The organism is Ensifer sp. GW821-FHT05G01 (genome assembly GCF_059419585.1).
On the sequence record NZ_JBWKSC010000020.1, the window covers coordinates 70,797 to 89,976 of the forward strand.

Here is a 19,180-nt window from a genome sequence, read left to right on the forward strand (position 1 = left end):
GGCCACATGGTTCGCGAAAATGAAATCCGGGAAAACGAAGTCTCGATCACGCCGCCCGAGGCGAACGATGCGGGTCTGACCTTCATCGGCCGCATTTCGACGCCGTGGGTCTCACGGCTTGGCTGCCCGCGACAGGGGCGCCATGACGGGCCGATTTGCCAGATCGAGATCTTTGCGCCCTGGGTCGAGGCGCTGAAAGGCGTCGAACGCTTCGAACGGCTGGAGATCCTCTATTGGCTCGACCGGTCTCGCCGCGACCTCGTGTTGCAGAGCCCGGCCAACAATGGCGAGACCCACGGCACCTTTGCCCTGCGTTCGCCGGTGCGGCCGAACCCGATCGGCACCTCGATCGTTCAGCTGGAAGCGGTCGAAGGCAATGTGCTGCTGGTGCGCGGGCTCGACTGCCTCGACGGCACGCCGCTCATCGACCTGAAGCCCGACCGCACGCTGTTCAAGCCGATCGCGCCGCCGCAGCCGGGAGACTTCGAGACCGGTGACAATGGCACCGCACACTACTGCAAGAAGGCGTGAGCGTTCAGTCGATCGCGACCATCACGTCGGACGCCTTGATGACGGCATAGGCGTCACCGCCGGCCTTGAGGCCGAGTTCATCGACGGCCTCGTTGGTGATCGAGGCGGTGACGATGGCCCCGGCGCCGAGATCGATGCGCACATGCGCGGTGGTCGCCCCTTTGACGACGTCGACGATCTTGCCCTTGAAGCGATTGCGCGCGCTGATTTTCATGCCGGCTTCCTCTGTTTGGGGGGGGAGGTTAGGCGGCACAGGCGCATCGGTCAAATGGTGGTGGGCGTCGAGTGTCGCGCACCACGTATCGATCAGGCCAGGTCTGCCTGCGCGGCCGCAGCGAAGAAATCTTCGGGATCTTCGACCTCGACGAGCTTGCGTTTCTCGATCAGCCAGAAGCGGTCGCCGACGTTGCGCACGAAGCTGCGGTCGTGCGACACCAGCAGGCAGCTGACCTCGTTCTTCATCAACTCGTCTTCGAGCGCCTCCTGACCCTCGATGTCGAGATGGTTGGTCGGCTCGTCGAGCAGGTAGAAGTTCGGCTCGCGCAGACGCAGCACCAGCATCGCCAGGCGCGCCTTCTGGCCACCCGAAAGCCGACCGACCGGCTTGTCCTGCATGTCGATGCCGACACCGGCGCCGGCAAGCAGCGAGCGCACTTTCGGGTCGCTCAGCGAGAAACGGCGGGAGAGGGCTGCAAGCGGCGTCTCCTTGTCCGAAAGACCCGCAAGCGCCTGGTCGCTGTAACCGAGCACCAGGGAAGGCGTGGCCTTCAGCGTTTCGGGCGCACGCGCCGGCTCTTCGATCGCTGTGCGGATCAAGTTGACCAGCCGTGTCTTGCCGGCGCCGTTCTCGCCGAGCAGGACGATGCGGTCACCCTGGCAGATCCAGCGCTTTCCCGTGCGGAAAAGCGGGGTACCGTCGGGCGTTTCCACCTGGACATCGTCGAGCGTCACCAGGATTTTAGCGTGCGTGCCGCGATTGGTAAGCCGGATTCCTCCGGCCGAACGTTCCTGATGGGCTGGCTTGGCGGCATCCTCCAGCCGGTCGGCGCGCTGGCGCAGCTGCTTGGTCTTGATCGTCAGGAGATCGCTGCCGGAATTGATGCCGATATTGTTGAGCTTGGCCGCCTGCCGCCTGAGTTGCTGGGCCACCTTCATGTCGCGCTGGTAGCGCCGCTCTTCCGAGGCGTCGAGTTCGTCGATTGCATCGCGCGCTCGCGAATAGGGCAGCGCAAAAACAGGCGATTGCTCCGGGCGCAGGAACAGCGTGCGGTTGGTAGTAGCGTCGAGGAAGGCGCGGTCGTGGCTAGCGATCAGCACCGGCACGTCGTGCGGAAGCGCGTTCAACCAGGCTTCGAGCCTTGCAATCTTGGCGAGATCGAGGTGGTTTGTCGGCTCGTCGAGCAGCAGCGCATCGGGATCGGTCACCCAGACGCGCGCCAGCAGCGCCAGCCGCTGCCAGCCGCCGCTCAACTCGGCGACCGCACGCTCACGAAGGGCTTCGGGCACGTCGAGCTGGTCGAGCACGATATCGACGCGCCAGCTCTCGCTGTCCGCCTGTTCGGCCGACAGCGCCGACAGCACCGCCCCGTGGAACGACAGCGGCAAAAGCTCTGCCGGCACGTTCTGCTCGACATGGCCGACGGTCAGGCCGCGCGAGCGGGTGATCTCGCCCGCCGTCGGTTCGAAGCTGCCGCCGATCGCCCGGAGCAGGGTGGATTTGCCGCGGCCGTTTGCGGCGACGATGCCGACACGATCGCCGGCAGCGACCGAAAGGTTGAGGTTGGAGAAGAGCGACGTGCTGAGGGTGACGTCGAGGTTACGGATGTTGATCAAGGCCATGTTTGTTCTCTGGACTGCGCGAGCGACGGCAGACATCCACGGGCGGCAAGACTTCTGCCGAGTTGGGCGGAATGTCGGACCCGATGCACGATATGGTGCAGTGTTCGGGCCGCGTCGGCTCGGTATGGAAAACGGCGCGGGCGTTCAAACCGAAACGGTTTTCAGCCGCACCACACTGGGGCAGACCAGGGATAAGGTTCGCGAAGACGCGAAGCGATTGTACCGGTCAGCCCTGCAAACGCATCTGCAGGGCGTTGACGGGGCCACGCTGGCGGTGGTGCCGGAAAAATGTCATCACAACGCAGCCCTCCTTTCACAATCAAGTTGCAGCGCGTGTTTACCATCGGTGCGAGCAGCTTTCAAGGGGACGCGTCGGTTCTGCCGACCTGAAGCGCGCCGATTGCAAACCGGCACCCCCCTACATATCCACGCCGAGGAACTTGAACGGTTTGGCCTGCTTGAAATCGCCGGTCGCATCGCCCGAGTAGGTATGGTCCTGGTTTTCTCCGAGATCGAGTTTCATGACCTTGCCGGTCGCTTCCGAGAAGTCGATCTTGTTCAGGTCGACCCAGAAGGTGTTCGGGGTCAGCGCAGACTCGAAGAAATAGAGCTTGCGCTTGTGATCGACCACCGTCCGCCAGCGGGTGGAGGAGATGTTCGGCTCTTCCGGAGTGTTAAGGCCGTAGGGCACGGAGACGTTGCGGATGACGCTGAAGACGCTGGCAAGCGCCCGGTCGGCATCCTCTTCCTTCGGGATGGCGTTGACGTAGAAGGACGCCCGGGCGAAGCGGTCGGCAGCGCGGTTCGTACCCGGCAGCATGACGGTGCCGCCGATCTGCTTCCAGTAGCTGTTGAGCGCGAGCTGCTGGTCGAAGGTCGGCGAGTTGGTCATGACCTGGTACTTGCGATCGTGATGGATCACCTGCTTGCCGCCGATATATTCGACGATCGCGCTGTCGCCGCTGCGATCGGAGATCGACAGGTGCAACGTCGCCAGCCGGTTTTCGCCGGGCACGTTGTCGGTGACGATGGTGAAGGGCTCTTTTTCGAGCGCGGCCACGGCCTCTTCCACCGTCGCAAAGCTATCGAGCACATATTGTGCCCAGGCGGCGATCGTCAGACCCGGCTTGTTATTGTCCAGTTTCGGATATTCGGATTCCACCAGCCAGAGAAGGTTGGCGTTGAGGCCCGCTTCGTTGACGCCGTCGGTTGTCGAAACGTCGTATCCCGTTGCGACGACGCTGCCAAATTTCGCCGTCCACTTGAAGGAGTTGGGGCCGGTCTGACCGTTGCGCTCGATGCCACGGGGCAGCACCCAGAGATTGGTCGCGACGTCGCTCTTCCAGTCCATCGAGCGCGCGGTGATGATGGTATCATCAGGGCCGAGATAGACGAGCCGCGTGCATGCCTCTGCTGGCACCTGGGCAAGGACAAGCAACGACGCGAGGAGGGTAGAACTCAGTGCCCGTGCGGTGCGAATTGCCTTGATGGTCATGGCTTCACTCCTTGTGCGGATAGCGATCGGTCTAGAACACCATCGAGAAACCGAGCACGGGTCCATGCTCATTGACATCCCAGCGGAACGTGTTGGCGCCGGTGAAGTCGTCGTTCTCGTAGTCCTGATAGAGCATGCGATAGCCTCCGCGCAGGATCGTCGGGTGTCCGAGCATTTCGGTTCTATAGCCGAGATAGGTCTGGGCGTTGACGCTCAGCCTGGAGCCGACGTCGAAGCCGCCGACATCGACCTCGCCGACCAGGTTCCAGCGCTCGTCGAGGTCGCCGTTGAAGCGGACCCCGACGAACGGATCCGTCCAGTTGGCGCTCTTGGTCGCGTTGAAGCCGAAGGCGGACACGTCGGCTTCGAGCTTGGTCCAGCGCAGGCCGACGGTCGGCTCGATCGAAAAGGTGCGGGGTTTGCCGAATACCGTGTCGCCGCCAAGCTCGTCTTCATAGACCTTGTAGAACAGACCTGCTGCAAGCCAGGTCATGCGGATATCGAGGCCGATCTCGTGGGCTTGCACCTGCTCATCCTGGCTGGTGCGCACATACTGGCCGTCGAAGTAGACACCCCATTGTCCGTTGGTCAGCTCGATGTTGCCCATGGCCGCGAGATCGAGATGCTCCAAAGTGTCGGAGAAGGGGACATCGACATCAGTGTCGAAGCCGGCAAGCGAGGCGTTTCCCTTCAGGCTCGCCGCCCAGACATAGGGGCTGACGATCACCGTCCAGTCGCGGTCCGGCGCCATGCGCTGCGCATCGAAATCGGCCGCATGGACGGCGGCAGATATGACGACGAGGGCGGCTGTTGCGCGAAACACCCGGCGCGCGTGTCGCGCGGCGGCATGGCTAAGCGATGGCGGCATCAGCGGACCCTCTCCGAAGATGGTGGCAGCCTAGCGGGTGATGCTGCAATTTCAAGTCGCAAATGCGCGTCGGCCGCTTGATCATCGACCATCCGGCGTTGCTGACCTTACGTGCCCGTCCGGCCTTATTCCTGCCTTCTTGCCATTGCGCCCCGCCCCCCGATCCGCTAAGAGACGCCGCGACTTTCCGCTCCCCGAAGCGGTGATTGGCCGATGTCCGAGAAGTCTCCCAAGCTTTTTGACCGTCGGGCGCCGACGGGGGCGCTTTCCTGTCACGCGCTCACGCGCAAACATTCGGTACCGGTAGAGGCGAAATGGCACGCATCGTGATGAAATTCGGCGGAACTTCCGTCGCTGATTTGGACCGCATTCACAACGTTGCCCGCCATGTGAAACGTGAAGTCGATGCCGGCCATGAGGTCGCAGTCGTCGTTTCCGCCATGTCCGGCAAGACCAACGAACTGGTTGGCTGGGTGCAGAACATGCCCAAGGTCGCCGGCAGCAACGCGCCGTTCTACGATGCGCGCGAATATGATGCCATCGTTGCCTCGGGCGAACAGGTGACCTCGGGGCTTCTCGCGATCGCGCTGCAGTCGATGGGCATCAATGCGCGCTCCTGGCAGGGCTGGCAGATCCCGATCCGCACCGACAACGCCCACGGCGCCGCACGCATCCTCGACATCGAGGGTGCCGAAATCATCCGCCGCATGGGCGAGGGCCAGGTGGCCGTGGTCGCCGGCTTCCAGGGGCTTGGCCCGGACAACCGGCTGGCGACGCTCGGTCGCGGCGGCTCCGACACCTCGGCGGTTGCAATTGCAGCAGCCGTCAAGGCCGACCGTTGCGACATCTATACCGACGTCGATGGCGTCTACACCACCGACCCGCGCATCGAGCCGAAGGCGCGGCGTCTGAAAAAGATCGCGTTCGAGGAAATGCTGGAAATGGCATCGCTCGGCGCCAAGGTGCTGCAGGTGCGCTCGGTCGAGCTTGCCATGGTGCACAAGGTCCGCACCTTCGTGCGTTCGTCTTTCGAGGATCCCGATGCGCCGGGCATGGGTGACCTTCTCAATCCGCCCGGCACGCTGATTTGTGATGAGGAAGAAATCGTGGAACAGGAAGTCGTAACCGGCATTGCCTATGCCAAGGATGAAGCCCAGATTTCGCTGCGCCGTCTTGCCGACAGGCCGGGCGTTTCCGCGGCGATCTTCGGGCCGCTGGCCGAAGCCCATATCAATGTCGACATGATCGTCCAGAACATCTCGGAAGATGGTTCGAAGACCGATATGACCTTCACGGTTCCTTCCGGCGACGTCGACAAGGCGCTGCGCGTGCTCGGCGACAACAAGGACAAGATCGGCTACGACGTGATCCAGTCGGAAGCAGGCCTGGTCAAGGTCTCGGTCATCGGCATCGGCATGCGCAGCCACGCCGGTGTTGCCGCCTCGGCCTTCCGGGCGCTGGCCGACAAGGGCATCAACATCAAGGCGATCACCACGTCGGAAATCAAGATCTCGATCCTGATCGACGGACCCTATGCCGAATTGGCAGTTCGCACTTTGCATTCCGCCTACGGTCTCGATAAGAGTTAATTCTGAGATGACTGATTTGGGATTCGCAGCGGTTTTGGCTGCGAATTCTTCCGCCGTCGTCGTCTACTCTTTTTCGGGGGACCCCACGCGATGAGAGACCTTTCCGCAGGTCCGCGCGTTCTCCTCAAGCGGTTGCGCGAACTGATGGCGGAACCGCTCGAGCCACAGGAGCGCCTTGACCGGATCGTGCGCCAGATCGCACAGAACATGGTCGCGGAAGTGTGTTCGGTCTATGTGCTGCGTTCCGACGGGGTGCTCGAACTCTACGCGACCGAAGGTCTGAACAAGACCGCCGTCCACCTGGCGCAATTGAAGATGGGCCAAGGCCTTGTCGGCACCATCGCCGCGTCCGCCCGACCGCTCAATCTCTCCGACGCCCAGGCGCATCCGGCCTTCACCTACCTGCCGGAGACCGGCGAAGAGATCTACCACTCGTTCCTCGGTGTGCCGATCCTGCGCACCGGCCGCGCGCTCGGCGTTCTCGTCGTGCAGAACAAGGCGCAGCGCAACTACCGGGAAGACGAGGTCGAGGCGCTCGAAACGACCGCCATGGTTCTGGCCGAAATGGTCGCGACCGGCGAGTTGAAGAAGATCACCAAGCCCGGCCTCGAACTCGACCTGTCCCGCCCTGTCTCGATCGACGGCAACAGCTACGGCGAAGGCATCGGCCTTGGCTATGTCGTGCTGCACGAGCCGAGGATCGTGGTCACCAATCTTCTGAACGAGGATACGGACCAGGAATTGCAACGGCTGGCCGAAGCTCTGGGGTCGCTCAGGATCTCGATCGACGACATGTTGTCGCGTCGCGAAGTGTCGATGGAGGGCGAGCACCGCGCGGTGCTCGAGACCTACCGCATGTTTGCCCATGACCGCGGCTGGGTGCGGAAGCTCGAAGAGGCGATCCGCAACGGCCTGACGGCCGAAGCTGCCGTCGAGCGGGTGCAGAGCGAGACGAAGGCGCGGATGATTCGGCTGACGGATCCCTATCTGCGCGAGCGCATGCACGATTTCGACGATCTCGCCAACCGGTTGCTGCGCCAGCTTTCGGGCTATGGTGCGAAGCTTTCGGCGAGCGATTTCCCGACCGATGCCGTGGTCGTCGCCCGTGCGATGGGGGCTGCCGAACTTCTTGACTATCCGCGCGAAAACGTCCGCGGCCTGGTGCTAGAAGAAGGTGCCGTCACCAGCCACGTGGTCATCGTTGCCCGTGCCATGGGCATTCCCGTGGTCGGCCAGGCAGCCGGTGCCGTGGCGCTTGCCGAAAATCGCGATGCCGTCATCATCGATGGCGACGATGCCAAGGTGCACCTGCGGCCCTTGGCCGATCTGCAGCGCGCCTATGAGGAAAAAGTCCGCTTCCGGGCTCGCCGCCAGGCGCAGTTCCGGGCACTTCGGGATGTCGAGCCGCTCACCAAGGACGGCAAGCGCATCACGTTGCAGATGAATGCCGGGCTTCTGGTCGACCTGCCGCATCTCAACGAAGCGGGGGCGGAGGGCATCGGCCTCTTCCGCACCGAACTGCAGTTCATGATCGCCTCGACCATGCCGAAGGCGGAAGAACAGGAAGCCTTCTATCGCAGCGTCCTGAAGCAGACCGGCGGTAAGCCGGTAACGTTCCGCACGCTCGATATCGGTGGCGACAAGGTGGTTCCGTATTTCCGCGCGGCGGAAGAGGAAAATCCGGCGCTCGGATGGCGGGCGATCCGACTCTCGCTTGACCGGCCGGGCCTGTTGCGTACCCAGCTTCGCGCGATGCTGCGTGCAGCGGCCGGCCTCGAGCTGAAATTGATGCTGCCGATGGTGACCGAGGTCTCGGAGCTGAAGGAAGCCCGCGAACTCCTGCAAAAGGAAATCGAGCGCCAGTCGAAACTTGGCGAACAGCTTCCGCGCAAGCTGCAGTTCGGCGCCATGCTGGAAGTGCCGGCGCTGTTGTGGCAGCTCGACGAGTTGATGAGCGAAGTGGACTTCGTCTCGGTCGGTTCGAACGATCTTTTCCAGTTCGCCATGGCGGTCGATCGCGGCAATGCCCGCGTCTCCGACCGTTTCGACGTGCTGGGCCGCCCCTTCCTCCGCATCCTGCGCGACATCGTGCGCGGCGGCGAGCGCCATCAGACGCCGGTGACCCTGTGTGGCGAAATGGCAAGCAAGCCGTTGTCTGCAATGGCGCTGCTCGGCCTCGGCTACCGCTCGGTGTCGATGTCGCCGACGGCAGTCGGTCCGATCAAGGCGATGCTCCTGGCCCTCGACGCGACCAAGCTCGGCGAGGTGCTGAACGCGGCGCTCGACGATACGCGCGACCATACGCCGGTTCGCCAGATTCTCATCGATTTCGCTGCGACAAACGGCATCCCGGTTTAGATAGATTTGAAGCGCTTTTGTCCTCGTCCGGGCTATGATCCGGGCGAGGCGAAGTGCATTTGGAGTGACACTTGGCAAAGCTTCCCATTGAGAAAATGCGCGAACTGGAACGACGGTTCGGCGAGATCGAGGCCCGCATGTCAGCGGGACCGGCAGCCGACGTCTATGTGAAGCTGGCGTCGGAATATTCCGAACTGCAGCCGGTGGTGACAAAGATTCGCGCCTACGAGAAGGCGACCGGCGAGCTTGCCGATATCAACGCGATGTTGGCCGACAGGACGACCGACAAGGACATGCGCGACCTGGCCGAAATGGAAAGGCCCGACGTCCTGGAAGCGATCGAGCAGTTGGAGCAGGAGATCCAGATCCTGCTCTTGCCGAAGGATGCTGCGGACGAAAAGAGCGCGATCCTCGAAATCCGTGCCGGAACCGGCGGTTCCGAGGCGGCGCTGTTTGCCGGCGACCTGTTCCGGATGTACGAGCGCTACGCGGCAGGCAAGGGATGGAAGGTCGAAGTGCTCTCGTCGAGCGAAGGCGAAGCGGGCGGTTTCAAGGAAATCATCGCCACCGTTTCCGGGCGTGGTGTGTTCGCGCGGCTGAAGTTCGAGTCCGGCGTTCACCGCGTTCAGCGCGTGCCGGAAACCGAGGCGAGCGGTCGCATCCACACATCGGCGGCGACCGTTGCCGTGTTGCCGGAAGCCGAGGAGATCGACATCGAGGTTCGCCCCGAAGACATCCGCATCGATACCATGCGCTCGTCGGGCGCCGGCGGGCAGCACGTCAACACGACGGACTCTGCGGTGCGCATCACCCATCTTCCGACCGGCCTCGTCGTCACGAGCTCGGAAAAATCGCAGCACCAGAACCGCGCCAAGGCGATGCAGGTCCTGCGGTCCCGGCTCTATGACATGGAGCGCCAGCGCGCCGATAGCGAGCGTTCGGCTGATCGTAAGAGCCAGGTGGGCTCCGGCGACCGCTCGGAGCGTATCCGTACCTACAACTTTCCGCAGGGCCGCATCACCGATCACCGCATCAACCTGACGCTTTACAAGCTCGACCGCATGATGATGGGCGAGATCGACGAGGTGGTCGATGCGTTGCTGGCCGACTACCAGGCGAGCCAGCTGGCGCTGCTTGGCGAGCAGCGGGGCTGATCGCGATGACGGCCACGCTCGCGCGCCTCGTGTCGGAAAGCCGGGACCGCCTGACGGCGGCCGGCATCGAGCATGCGGCGCTCGATGCGCGCCATCTGGTCTCGGGCCTGCTCGGACTGTCGCTGACGGATGTCGTGACCCGCGGCCGGGATACGGTTTCCGATGCCGATGCCGTCAGGGTGCGGGCGGCCGTGGAGCGACGGGCGGCCCGTGAACCGGTCTACCGCATTCTCGGGGAACGGGAGTTCTTTGGCCTGCCGCTCAAACTGTCGCGGGAAACGCTGGAGCCGCGGCCGGATACGGAAACGCTCGTCGATCGCATGATCCCGTATCTGCGCCAATCCGTTGCGGCGAAGGGGAGCTGCCGGCTCCTCGATCTCGGCACGGGCACCGGGGCGATCTGCCTGGCCTTGCTGGCGAGCGTTCTTGAAGCCCGAGGCACGGCAACCGATATATCGCGGGACGCGTTGGCGACGGCGAGCGCAAATGCCGAGGCGCTTGGGCTTTCAGATCGCTTCGAGGCCCTGCGCAGCAACTGGTTCGAACATGTGGAGGGCCGGTTCGACGCAATCGTCTCAAATCCGCCTTATATACGGTCCAGTGTGGTCGCAGAGCTTGAGCCGGAAGTGCGATTGCACGATCCAGCCGCAGCGCTCGATGGCGGAGACGACGGCCTTGATGCCTATCGTGCCATCGCCCTTCAGGCCGGTCATCATCTTGAGACAAACGGCGTGATAGGCTTGGAAATCGGTTTCGATCAGAAAGAGGCGGTTACGGCGTTGTTTAATGCCGAGAACTTCCGTTTGCGCGAAGAAGCCAAGGATCTGGGCGGCAACGACCGGGTGCTGATCTTCGGGCGTAGCTTCGACCGTTGAAAAAATGCTGCACTGGCGCATCTTCTTTCTTGCAGACGCAAAGAAAGGGCTTGGAATCCCAGAGGAAGCGGGCTAGTTTGCCCGCGCACTGGGCAGATGGTCATGGACCTAAGATTCGTTCCGGTATGACCTGGCCACGGGGATTGCTCTCAAGAAAGAGTTGCTAGGGTTCAACAGTGCCTTGTGCAGGTACCTGTTAATTTGACGCCAGTCGGCGCCGAAGCCGCCAATGTGCGGGCTCACCGGCGCGCGGCCTGTCGGGCGCGGACTTATCCGGCCGGAAGACGAAACCACATGATCATCATTATCAAGAGAATTCGGGTGAATGTACTATGAGGCCAGGACAGCAAAACAAGCGCGGCCGCGGGCGGAATAACAACAATAACAACAACAATAACAACAACGGAAATAACAACAATCATAACCGCAAGGGATCCAATCCCCTGACACGGACCTATGATAGTTCGGGTCCGGACGTGAAGATTCGCGGTACCGCGCAGCATATCGCCGAGAAATACTCGGCACTGGCTCGTGACGCGCAGAGTTCTGGCGACCGTGTCATCGCTGAAAACTATCTCCAGCACGCCGAGCATTACAACCGCATCATCGCAGCCGCGCAGGCGCAGATGCAGGACCGCTTCCAGCGCGAAGAGCGCCAGGACTTCCGCGGACAGGATGGCAACGACCAGGACCAGGATCAGGATCAGGACGATCTGGATCAGGGCTATGCCGACGAAGCGCCGGCCCAGGTTGCAGCCGCTCCGGCTCCCGTGGTGGTCGTCGAGCAGCAGCCGGTGATCGACGGTTCGGGCCCGCAGCCCGTCATCGAAGGCACGCCGGCCGAAGTCGCCATGGAAGAAGAGACGCCAGCGGCGTCCGGTCGTGCGGCCTCGCGTCGCCGCAGCGCACCGCGCCCGCGCCGTCCGCGCCGCAGTGCAACGGATGAAGCTGCCGGCGAAGGCGAAGCTTCTGGCGAAGCGCCTCCGGAAGCTCCGGCACTGGCCGCGTCCGAGTAAGCTTTCGCAGGGCCGCATGCGGCCCGGAAAAAGCAGATATCAAAAGCCCGGTCCGCCTTGCGGCCGGGTTTTTTGTTGCCCGGGTTATCGGGCGGCGGCTGAAGCCTGCTGGAGCCGCCCGCTTTCAAGTGGCATCACTGAAGGCGGAGAAGATGCTTTGGAAAGAGAGTGCGAGAGCGTTGTTCCGAACGCCCGGCGCTCTCGCATCAGGCACCCTCGTGATCGCTCAAACGCCGCTTCAGGGTGCCGTCATCAGGCACTGATCCCGTTGACGATCAAGGCTGCGAGATTGGCAGCCGCATTCTCCTCGGTCGCTCGGCCACGGACAAATTCGCGGGCAATCGTTTCCGCAGCACCGGCAAGGCCCGCACAGCGCAGGCGCAGATCGTCCTTGGAAAGATTGGAGAAGGGGCCGACGGCGGCGCCGATGAGCGCGACATAGTCGTCGGCGAGTTCCTGCTGCACGCGGTCCATCTCGGCGTTGCCACGCAGCGCGCTCGACATTGCCTGCCATTCCGCGCCATTTTCCGCGGCGCAGCCGATGTAAACGGAGCCAATGGTGCGGGCGACGGATGACAGATCGGATGGTGTCTCCTGCAACGCCTTCGTCAACTTTTCGGTATGGCGCTCCTCGATCTCGCGCGAAAGCGCGATCAGCAGCCCCTCGCGGGTGCCGAAGTGCTCGTAGGCGATCGGTTTGCTGACGCCGGCACGCTCGGCAAGGTGGCCCAGGGTGAGGGCGTCGGCGCCGCATTCCCGCAGGATCTCCTTGGAGGTTTCAAGGAGCTGGGCACGCCGTTCGGGCTTGGCAAGTTTCCTGATTGCCGTCTTTGGCATCGGCTGCTCTCCTCGGGTCGTCCACGCTGCTGCATGTTTCCTTAAATCCTATTCGATTCAAGGATAAAACATGCAGCAATTCAAAGTGCTGCAGCGGCCTTTGCGCGTCTGATAAGACGCGCGGCGCTGTAGGCGATAAAATATCCGGATCCCTTGACGCAGTGGATTCGCTACTTATCTACCAATAGTAACTTACTAATGGTAGGTTGGCAAAAATGCCGACCTCGTTCCCGTCTAGGAGATATGAACATGTCGAGCAAGTTCTCACCCGTGCTGATCATTGGCGGTTCGGGCGTCGTCGGATCGCAGGCGGCCAGGGCGATCCACAAGCTGCACCCCGATCTGCCGCTGGCAATCGGCGGTCGAGATCTTGTCCGGGCGCAAGCGGTGGCCAGCGAGCTCAGTGGAGCAACCGGTGTGCGGATCGATCTCGAGCGCGCGGATCTCGGTCTCCCCGACAATGCCGGTTTCAGCGCCGTGGTCATCTTCGTCAAGGACGAGAGGCTGACTTCGATGCGTTACGCGCAGCAGAAGGGCATCCCCTATGTCAGCGTTTCCAGCGGAACGTTCGAGATCGGGCCGGAGGTTGCGCAATATATCCATGCGCCGGACAAGGCGCCGATCCTGCTTGCCAGTCATTGGCTGGCCGGAGCCGCGATCTTCCCCGTGCTTGACGCTCTCTCGTCTTACAGGACCGTCGATGCGATCCGCATCGGCGTGCTTCTCGACGAGGAGGATATGGGCGGGCCGGCGGCTCTTGCCGACTACAATCGCATCACCGGGACTGCGCCGGCCTCGCTCACGGTCAAGGACGGCAAGCTGCATTGGGTGAGCGGCCAGGAGGCGAGTGCGCGTTACACCAGCATCGATGGCTTCGAACTTGATGCGGCCGCCTACTCGCCCTTCGACGTCATGGCGCTGGCTGCCAAGACCGGTGCAAAGGAGATCCGCCTGGACCTCGCCTACAGCGTTTCCGCCAGCCGGAGGCGCGGCGAACCATTTTCGACGGAGATCATGCTCGAAATCGAAGGGACGTCGAAAGACGGACAGCGCCTTGCCCGCAAGCATGAGATTGTCCACCCCCAAGGACAGGCGCCGCTGACGGCGCTTGGCGTCGCACTTGCGGTCGAGCGCATGCTCGGTCTTGATGGCGGCGCGGCGCCCAAGGCGGGTCTCTACCTGCCTGAGGTCCTGATCGAGCCGGCATACTACGTCTCTCGCATGAAGGAGTTCGGCACGTCGTTCGTTGATCGCTGATCCGTCTGTCACTGCCGAGGCGCGTTCGTTCGACGCGTCGAGGTAACGCGTGACCTCCATCTGCAAACGACCACGCATCGCAAAGATGCGTGGTCGTTTTCGCAGCTGGCAAGATTTCCTAAATGCGACATGCAATCAGCCCTTTAATTTCCAAAACCGCTGCCCCATATTCGCTTCGGACGTGTTGATCCCGCGCAAGGTGTGGATCGACGCCCGATGACAGGTTCGCCGAATGCGGGAGCCTGATCCTGAAACACCAGCGGGTGCCGCGTGACGGGCCCGATGGGCTATGGAGGTAAGACATGAATATCGAGAAATACTCCGAACGTGTGCGCGGTTTCCTGCAATCGGCGCAGACCTATGCGCTGGCACAGGGACATCAGCAGTTCACGCCCGAGCATGTGCTGAAAGTGCTGCTCGACGACGACCAGGGCATGGCCGCTTCGCTGATCGAGCGGGCGGGTGGCGACGTGCGCGAAGCACGCGCCGGCAATGATGCAGCGCTTGCAAAACTGCCGAAGGTTTCCGGCGGCAACGGTTCCGTCTATCTGTCGCAACCGCTCGCGCGCGTGTTTTCGAGCGCTGAAGAGGCGGCCAAGAAGGCCGGCGACAGCTTCGTCACCGTCGAACGCCTGCTGCTGGCATTGGCGATCGAAAGCACGGCCGCTACCGCCGATATCCTGAAGGAGGCCGGCGTTACGCCGACCAAGCTCAACCAGGTCATCAACGACATCCGCAAGGGCCGCACGGCCGACAGCGCCAATGCCGAGCAGGGCTTCGACAGCCTGAAGAAGTATGCCCGAGACCTGACAGCAGATGCGCGCGAAGGCAAGCTCGACCCGGTGATCGGCCGTGACGACGAAATCCGTCGCACGATCCAGGTGCTGTCGCGCCGGACGAAGAACAATCCTGTCCTGATCGGTGAGCCCGGCGTCGGCAAGACGGCGATCGCCGAGGGCCTGGCGCTGCGCATCGTCAATGGCGACGTGCCGGAAAGCCTCAAGGACAAGCAGCTGATGGCGCTCGACATGGGCGCGCTGATCGCAGGCGCGAAGTTCCGCGGCGAGTTCGAAGAGCGGCTGAAGGCCGTGCTCAACGAAGTGCAGGCGGAAAACGGTGAGATCATCCTGTTCATCGACGAAATGCACACGCTGGTCGGTGCCGGCAAGGCGGAAGGGGCGATGGACGCCTCCAACCTCCTGAAGCCCGCGCTCGCGCGTGGCGAGCTGCATTGCGTCGGCGCGACCACGCTCGACGAATACCGCAAGCATGTCGAAAAGGACGCAGCGCTCGCCCGGCGCTTCCAGCCTGTCATGGTCGAGGAGCCGACGGTCGAGGACACGATCTCGATCCTGCGTGGCCTCAAGGAAAAATACGAGCAGCATCACAAGGTGCGGATCTCCGATTCCGCGCTGGTTGCTGCCGCGACGCTGTCCAACCGCTACATCACCGATCGGTTCCTGCCGGACAAGGCGATCGACCTGATGGACGAAGCTGCCTCGCGGTTGCGCATGCAGGTGGATTCGAAGCCCGAGGAGCTTGACGAACTCGACCGGCGCATCATGCAGCTGAAGATCGAGCGGGAAGCCCTGAAGAAGGAAACGGACGCTTCGTCTAAGGACCGGCTGGAGAAGCTCGAACTTGACGTCGTCTCGCTCGAAGAGCAGGCATCGGCGCTGACGGCCCGCTGGCAGTCGGAAAAGCAGAAGCTTGGCCGCGCCGCCGACCTCAAGAAGCAGCTCGAGGAAGCCCGCAACGAACTGGCGATCGTCCAGCGCAAGGGTGAATTCCAGCGCGCCGGTGAGTTGACTTACGGCGTCATCCCGAAGCTCGAGAAGGAGCTTGCCGATGCTGAAAGCCAGGAAAACGCCAACGCCAATCCGATGGTGCAGGAGGTCGTGACCCCCGACAACATCGCCCATATCGTTTCGCGCTGGACCGGGATCCCGGTCGACAAGATGCTGGAAGGCGAACGCGACAAGCTGCTTCGTATGGAAGACGAGCTGGCGAAATGGGTCGTTGGTCAGGGCGATGCCGTCCAGGCGGTATCGCGTGCCGTTCGCCGCGCCCGTGCCGGCCTGCAGGACCCGAACCGGCCGATCGGCTCTTTCATCTTCCTCGGTCCGACCGGGGTCGGCAAGACCGAGTTGACCAAGGCGCTTGCGCGCTTCCTGTTCGACGACGAGACCGCGCTTCTGCGTATCGACATGTCGGAATACATGGAGAAGCACTCGGTCGCCCGATTGATCGGTGCACCTCCGGGTTATGTCGGTTACGAGGAAGGTGGCGCGCTGACCGAATCCGTCCGCCGCCGGCCCTATCAGGTCGTGCTGTTCGACGAAATCGAGAAGGCGCATCCGGATGTCTTCAACGTGCTCCTGCAGGTGCTCGATGATGGCCGCCTGACCGATGGTCAGGGCCGCACCGTCGACTTCCGCAACACGATGATCATCATGACCTCGAACCTCGGTGCCGAGTATCTGGTCGGTCTGGGTGAAAACGAAGACAGCGATGTGGTTCGCGACCAGGTGATGGATGTCGTCAAGTCGGCCTTCCGGCCGGAGTTCCTGAACCGCGTCGACGAGATCATCCTGTTCCACAGGCTTCGTCGCTCTGAAATGGGCGCGATCGTCGATATCCAGCTGGCACGGCTGCTCAAGCTCTTGTCCGAGCGCAAGATCTCGCTGGAGCTGGAGGACGATGCAAGGGCGTTTCTGGCCGACAAGGGTTACGATCCGGCCTACGGCGCTCGCCCGCTGAAGCGAGCGATCCAGAAGTATCTTCAGGACCCGCTCGCCGAGAAGATCCTGCAGGGCGAGTTCCCGGATGGATCGACCATCAAGGTTCTGGCCGGCTCCGACCGGCTGAACTTCAAGGGCGGGGCGCGTTCGGAAAAAGAAGCCGCCTAACCGCAGAAACTGGAAAAGGCCGCCTTTCGGGGCGGCCTTTTGCGTTCATGCATCGCAAATGGAAGCATCAGCCGCCAACCGGCATAAGTTACCGCCAGATTGTGCGGGCTACTTGCTGGCGACTTGGCTGCCGTTGCCGTCCTTGTTCAGCAACTCGTCGATGCGGTCCCGTTCCTTTTCGAACTTCGCAAGTGCATCGCCGTCGAGCGATTTGCCGCCCGGCAGGCGGATGCGCAGCGGATCGACCTTGTTGCCGTTGACGATCAACTCGTAATGCAGGTGCGGACCGGTCGAAAGGCCTGTTGTTCCGACCCAGCCGATCACCTGACCCTGGACGACTTTTGCGCCGGCCTTGACGGTCTTGGCGATCGCGCTCTGGTGGTTGTAGGACGAGACATAACCGTTGGCGTGGCGGATCAGCGTCTGGTTACCGTATCCGCCGGAATCCCAGCCGGCTTTCTCCACCGTGCCGTTACCGGCAGCGATGATCGGTGTGCCACGGGGGGCTGCCCAATCGACGCCGGTGTGCATACGCGAGAAGCCGAGGATCGGGTGGCGGCGCATGCCGAAGCCGGAGCGGAAATGGCCGTTCGGCACGGGGTTGCGCAGCAGGAACTGCCGGATGCTCTTGCCTTCGCTGTTGAAGTAGTCGATCGAATTGTCGTCCGGGTCCTGGAAGCGGTAGAAGGTCGTTTCGGCATCACCGAACTTCGCCTTGACGTAAAGCAGTTCGGACTCCGCCGTCGCCATGCCGCGATCGTCGGTGACCGAGAAGAAGGCTTCGAGCGAATCCGTTGGCTTCAGCTGCGCCTGGAAGTCGACGTTGCTGGCGAGCAGCTTGACGACGAGCCCGACCATGTCGGCGTTCATGCCGTAGGACAGGGCTGCGCGGTAGATACCATCATAGACGCGCGGCAGATCGTGGGTGCTGGTGATCGTCGGCGTGCCGTTGTCGTCGAAGGCGGTCGCGACCGCATCGAGCCTCGGCGGTTCGGCGCCGGGTACGAAACGGCCGCCGTCGTCGACGGCCATCGTCAGCACATGGCGATTGCGCGAATAGATGGTGGCGCGAACGATGCGGGCTTCTTCGCCCTTTTGGATGATGCCGATGCGCAGCACGTCGCCGTCGTTCAATTCCTTGGCGCCGAGCGCGTCGCCGATATAGGAGGCGGCGTCTTCGGCCTGCGCCTTGGCGTAGCCGGCATTGACCATGGCGGTCGCGATACCGGTCTTGCGGCGCACCGGAATGATATCGTCGGCGTATTCGGTGCTTTGTTCGTTGATGCTCTCGTAGGCAGCATCACTCTTGTTCTGTTCGACGATGCGTGCCGTCAGGCCCTGCAAAAGGTCGAGGCCGTCGCTATCGGAAGCGAAACGCTGCGGATCGACATAGAAGAGCGACGCGACCTGGGTGCTGCCTTCGGTCAAGACCGAACCGTTGGTGCGGACGTTCTCTTCGACCTCGTCGAGCGACATAGAACTGTCGAAAGTGAGGCTCGAGCCGTTGATCGGGAAATCCACCGTCTTCAGCGCCACCTCGGAATCGACGTTCGAGCCGTAGAGCGTGCCGGTGCGCGCGACCTGCGGTTCGGCATCGGCGTCGTCGGCGGAGAAGATCGCCAGCGGATCGAAGTCCGGATAGCTGTCGGAAACCTGGTGGTTGGCGGCAAGCGCCATCTTCACGTGAACGAAGGGCTGCTTGCGTACCACTTCCTTCTCGCCGTCATGGATCATCGTCGAGACTTCCATGACGGTCTTGTCGGCCGGCTTGGCAACGATGTTGGGAGAAAGGATACGGTCGCCGCGCTTGGCGGTGACGGGGGCGTTGCCGCCGTTCGATGCGTCGAGTGCGGCATAGGCTTCGGCCGGGATTGCCAGCTGCTGGCGACCGTCGAGCGCTGCGAAAAGGGCGACGCCCATAAGAAGACTGGAGGTGATACCTGTCAGGAAGGTGCCGGAAAGCCAGCGCAACGAAATCTCACGCCTGTCCGGCGCGCGCCGGCCATCCGCAAGGATCGGCGGTTGGTCGCCGAGCGACCGGACCATTTTCTTGTCGGTGATCATTCCGAGCTGGGGGCCCCTGATTTCTCTTGCCGTATTCTTGCAGGCGATACGTTGCGCGAAGATGTGCATCTTTCGCACACGGGAGTCAAATCCATGGGGAGGATAGGGGAGGGCAGTGCACACCCCTATATGCGTGCCCCCGCGTACCCCGTGCGCCCCCCCGTGTGACGCGCCGATAATCTCGCTTAGATCGGTGGATTGTGAAGAAGTAAGGGCCAAAATGTGTCTCCACAGGCCGTTCGGAGGCGTTCGAAAGTTTTTTTGAGGGAAAAAGCCCGCATTTGCTGGCTTTGTCAGAAATCTGTCATTTATTTTGAAATTGTCTGTTGACGTGTTCGAGGTGTGGGGTCTATAAGCCCGATCACTGAACGAGGGCGGCGGCGCTGCT

14 protein-coding genes are annotated in these 19,180 nt (G+C 62.5%); 8 read left to right on the forward strand and 6 right to left on the reverse strand.

Features of this window, described 5'->3' with window-relative positions:
• Positions 1-6: 6 nt before the first annotated feature.
• Complete coding sequence (tsaA, locus tag AC07UR_RS32995) at positions 7-531, forward strand: tRNA (N6-threonylcarbamoyladenosine(37)-N6)-methyltransferase TrmO (RefSeq protein ID WP_209793114.1); 525 nt, start codon at positions 7-9, stop codon at positions 529-531.
• Between the two features lie 4 nt (positions 532-535).
• Here tsaA and AC07UR_RS33000 read toward each other — a convergent pair whose 3' ends face one another.
• The 4 genes from AC07UR_RS33000 to AC07UR_RS33015 all read right to left on the reverse strand — a co-directional run bounded on the left by AC07UR_RS33000 (position 536) and on the right by AC07UR_RS33015 (position 4,733).
• A complete protein-coding gene (locus AC07UR_RS33000; RefSeq protein WP_209793113.1) occupies positions 536-745 on the reverse strand; it encodes a TOBE domain-containing protein in 210 nt (69 codons plus the stop codon).
• A gap of 92 nt (positions 746-837) precedes the next feature.
• Positions 838-2,370: an ABC-F family ATP-binding cassette domain-containing protein gene (locus tag AC07UR_RS33005; protein WP_209793111.1), complete on the reverse strand. Its 1,533-nt coding sequence runs from the start codon at positions 2,368-2,370 to the stop codon at positions 838-840.
• Between the two features lie 418 nt (positions 2,371-2,788).
• Positions 2,789-3,865 (reverse strand): linear amide C-N hydrolase, encoded by a 1,077-nt coding sequence (locus AC07UR_RS33010; protein WP_209793110.1) that lies wholly within the window; start codon positions 3,863-3,865, stop codon positions 2,789-2,791.
• A gap of 31 nt (positions 3,866-3,896) precedes the next feature.
• Entirely contained in the window at positions 3,897-4,733 is an 837-nt protein-coding gene (locus AC07UR_RS33015; protein ID WP_234942081.1) for a porin family protein, read from the reverse strand.
• Positions 4,734-5,047: 314 nt separating this feature from the next.
• On the opposite strand from AC07UR_RS33015, the gene AC07UR_RS33020 reads away from it, so the two are divergent.
• The 5 genes from AC07UR_RS33020 (at position 5,048) to AC07UR_RS33040 (ending at position 11,725) form a co-directional block, all read left to right on the forward strand.
• Entirely contained in the window at positions 5,048-6,322 is a 1,275-nt protein-coding gene (locus AC07UR_RS33020) for an aspartate kinase (protein WP_173423470.1), read from the forward strand.
• Between the two features lie 90 nt (positions 6,323-6,412).
• Positions 6,413-8,680 (forward strand): phosphoenolpyruvate--protein phosphotransferase, encoded by a 2,268-nt coding sequence (ptsP, locus tag AC07UR_RS33025; RefSeq protein WP_173423469.1) that lies wholly within the window; start codon positions 6,413-6,415, stop codon positions 8,678-8,680.
• 71 nt (positions 8,681-8,751) lie between these two features.
• Positions 8,752-9,834, forward strand: coding sequence for a peptide chain release factor 1 (gene prfA, locus AC07UR_RS33030; protein WP_173423468.1), 1,083 nt, complete (start codon positions 8,752-8,754; stop codon positions 9,832-9,834).
• Positions 9,835-9,839: 5 nt separating this feature from the next.
• Positions 9,840-10,709, forward strand: a complete 870-nt coding sequence (prmC, locus tag AC07UR_RS33035; RefSeq protein ID WP_209793109.1) for a peptide chain release factor N(5)-glutamine methyltransferase — start codon at positions 9,840-9,842, stop codon at positions 10,707-10,709.
• A 332-nt stretch (positions 10,710-11,041) separates the two neighbouring features.
• Positions 11,042-11,725, forward strand: coding sequence for a DUF4167 domain-containing protein (locus AC07UR_RS33040; RefSeq protein WP_209793108.1), 684 nt, complete (start codon positions 11,042-11,044; stop codon positions 11,723-11,725).
• A gap of 252 nt (positions 11,726-11,977) precedes the next feature.
• On the opposite strand, the gene AC07UR_RS33045 is transcribed toward AC07UR_RS33040, so the two are convergent.
• The gene (locus AC07UR_RS33045) at positions 11,978-12,562 is read right to left on the reverse strand and encodes a TetR/AcrR family transcriptional regulator (RefSeq protein ID WP_209793107.1); all 585 of its coding nucleotides are present in this window, start codon (positions 12,560-12,562) and stop codon (positions 11,978-11,980) included.
• 249 nt (positions 12,563-12,811) lie between these two features.
• Here AC07UR_RS33045 and AC07UR_RS33050 point away from each other — a divergent pair, with 249 nt between their 5' ends.
• The gene (locus AC07UR_RS33050; RefSeq protein WP_209793106.1) at positions 12,812-13,819 is read left to right on the forward strand and encodes an SDR family oxidoreductase; all 1,008 of its coding nucleotides are present in this window, start codon (positions 12,812-12,814) and stop codon (positions 13,817-13,819) included.
• 302 nt (positions 13,820-14,121) lie between these two features.
• Positions 14,122-16,728, forward strand: a complete 2,607-nt coding sequence (clpB, locus tag AC07UR_RS33055; protein WP_209793105.1) for an ATP-dependent chaperone ClpB — start codon at positions 14,122-14,124, stop codon at positions 16,726-16,728.
• A 108-nt stretch (positions 16,729-16,836) separates the two neighbouring features.
• On the opposite strand, the gene AC07UR_RS33060 is transcribed toward clpB, so the two are convergent.
• Positions 16,837-18,792 carry a M23 family metallopeptidase gene (locus AC07UR_RS33060; protein WP_209793103.1) on the reverse strand — a complete coding sequence of 652 codons (1,956 nt, stop codon included), beginning with the start codon at positions 18,790-18,792 and terminating at the stop codon, positions 16,837-16,839.
• Positions 18,793-19,180: the final 388 nt, after the last annotated feature.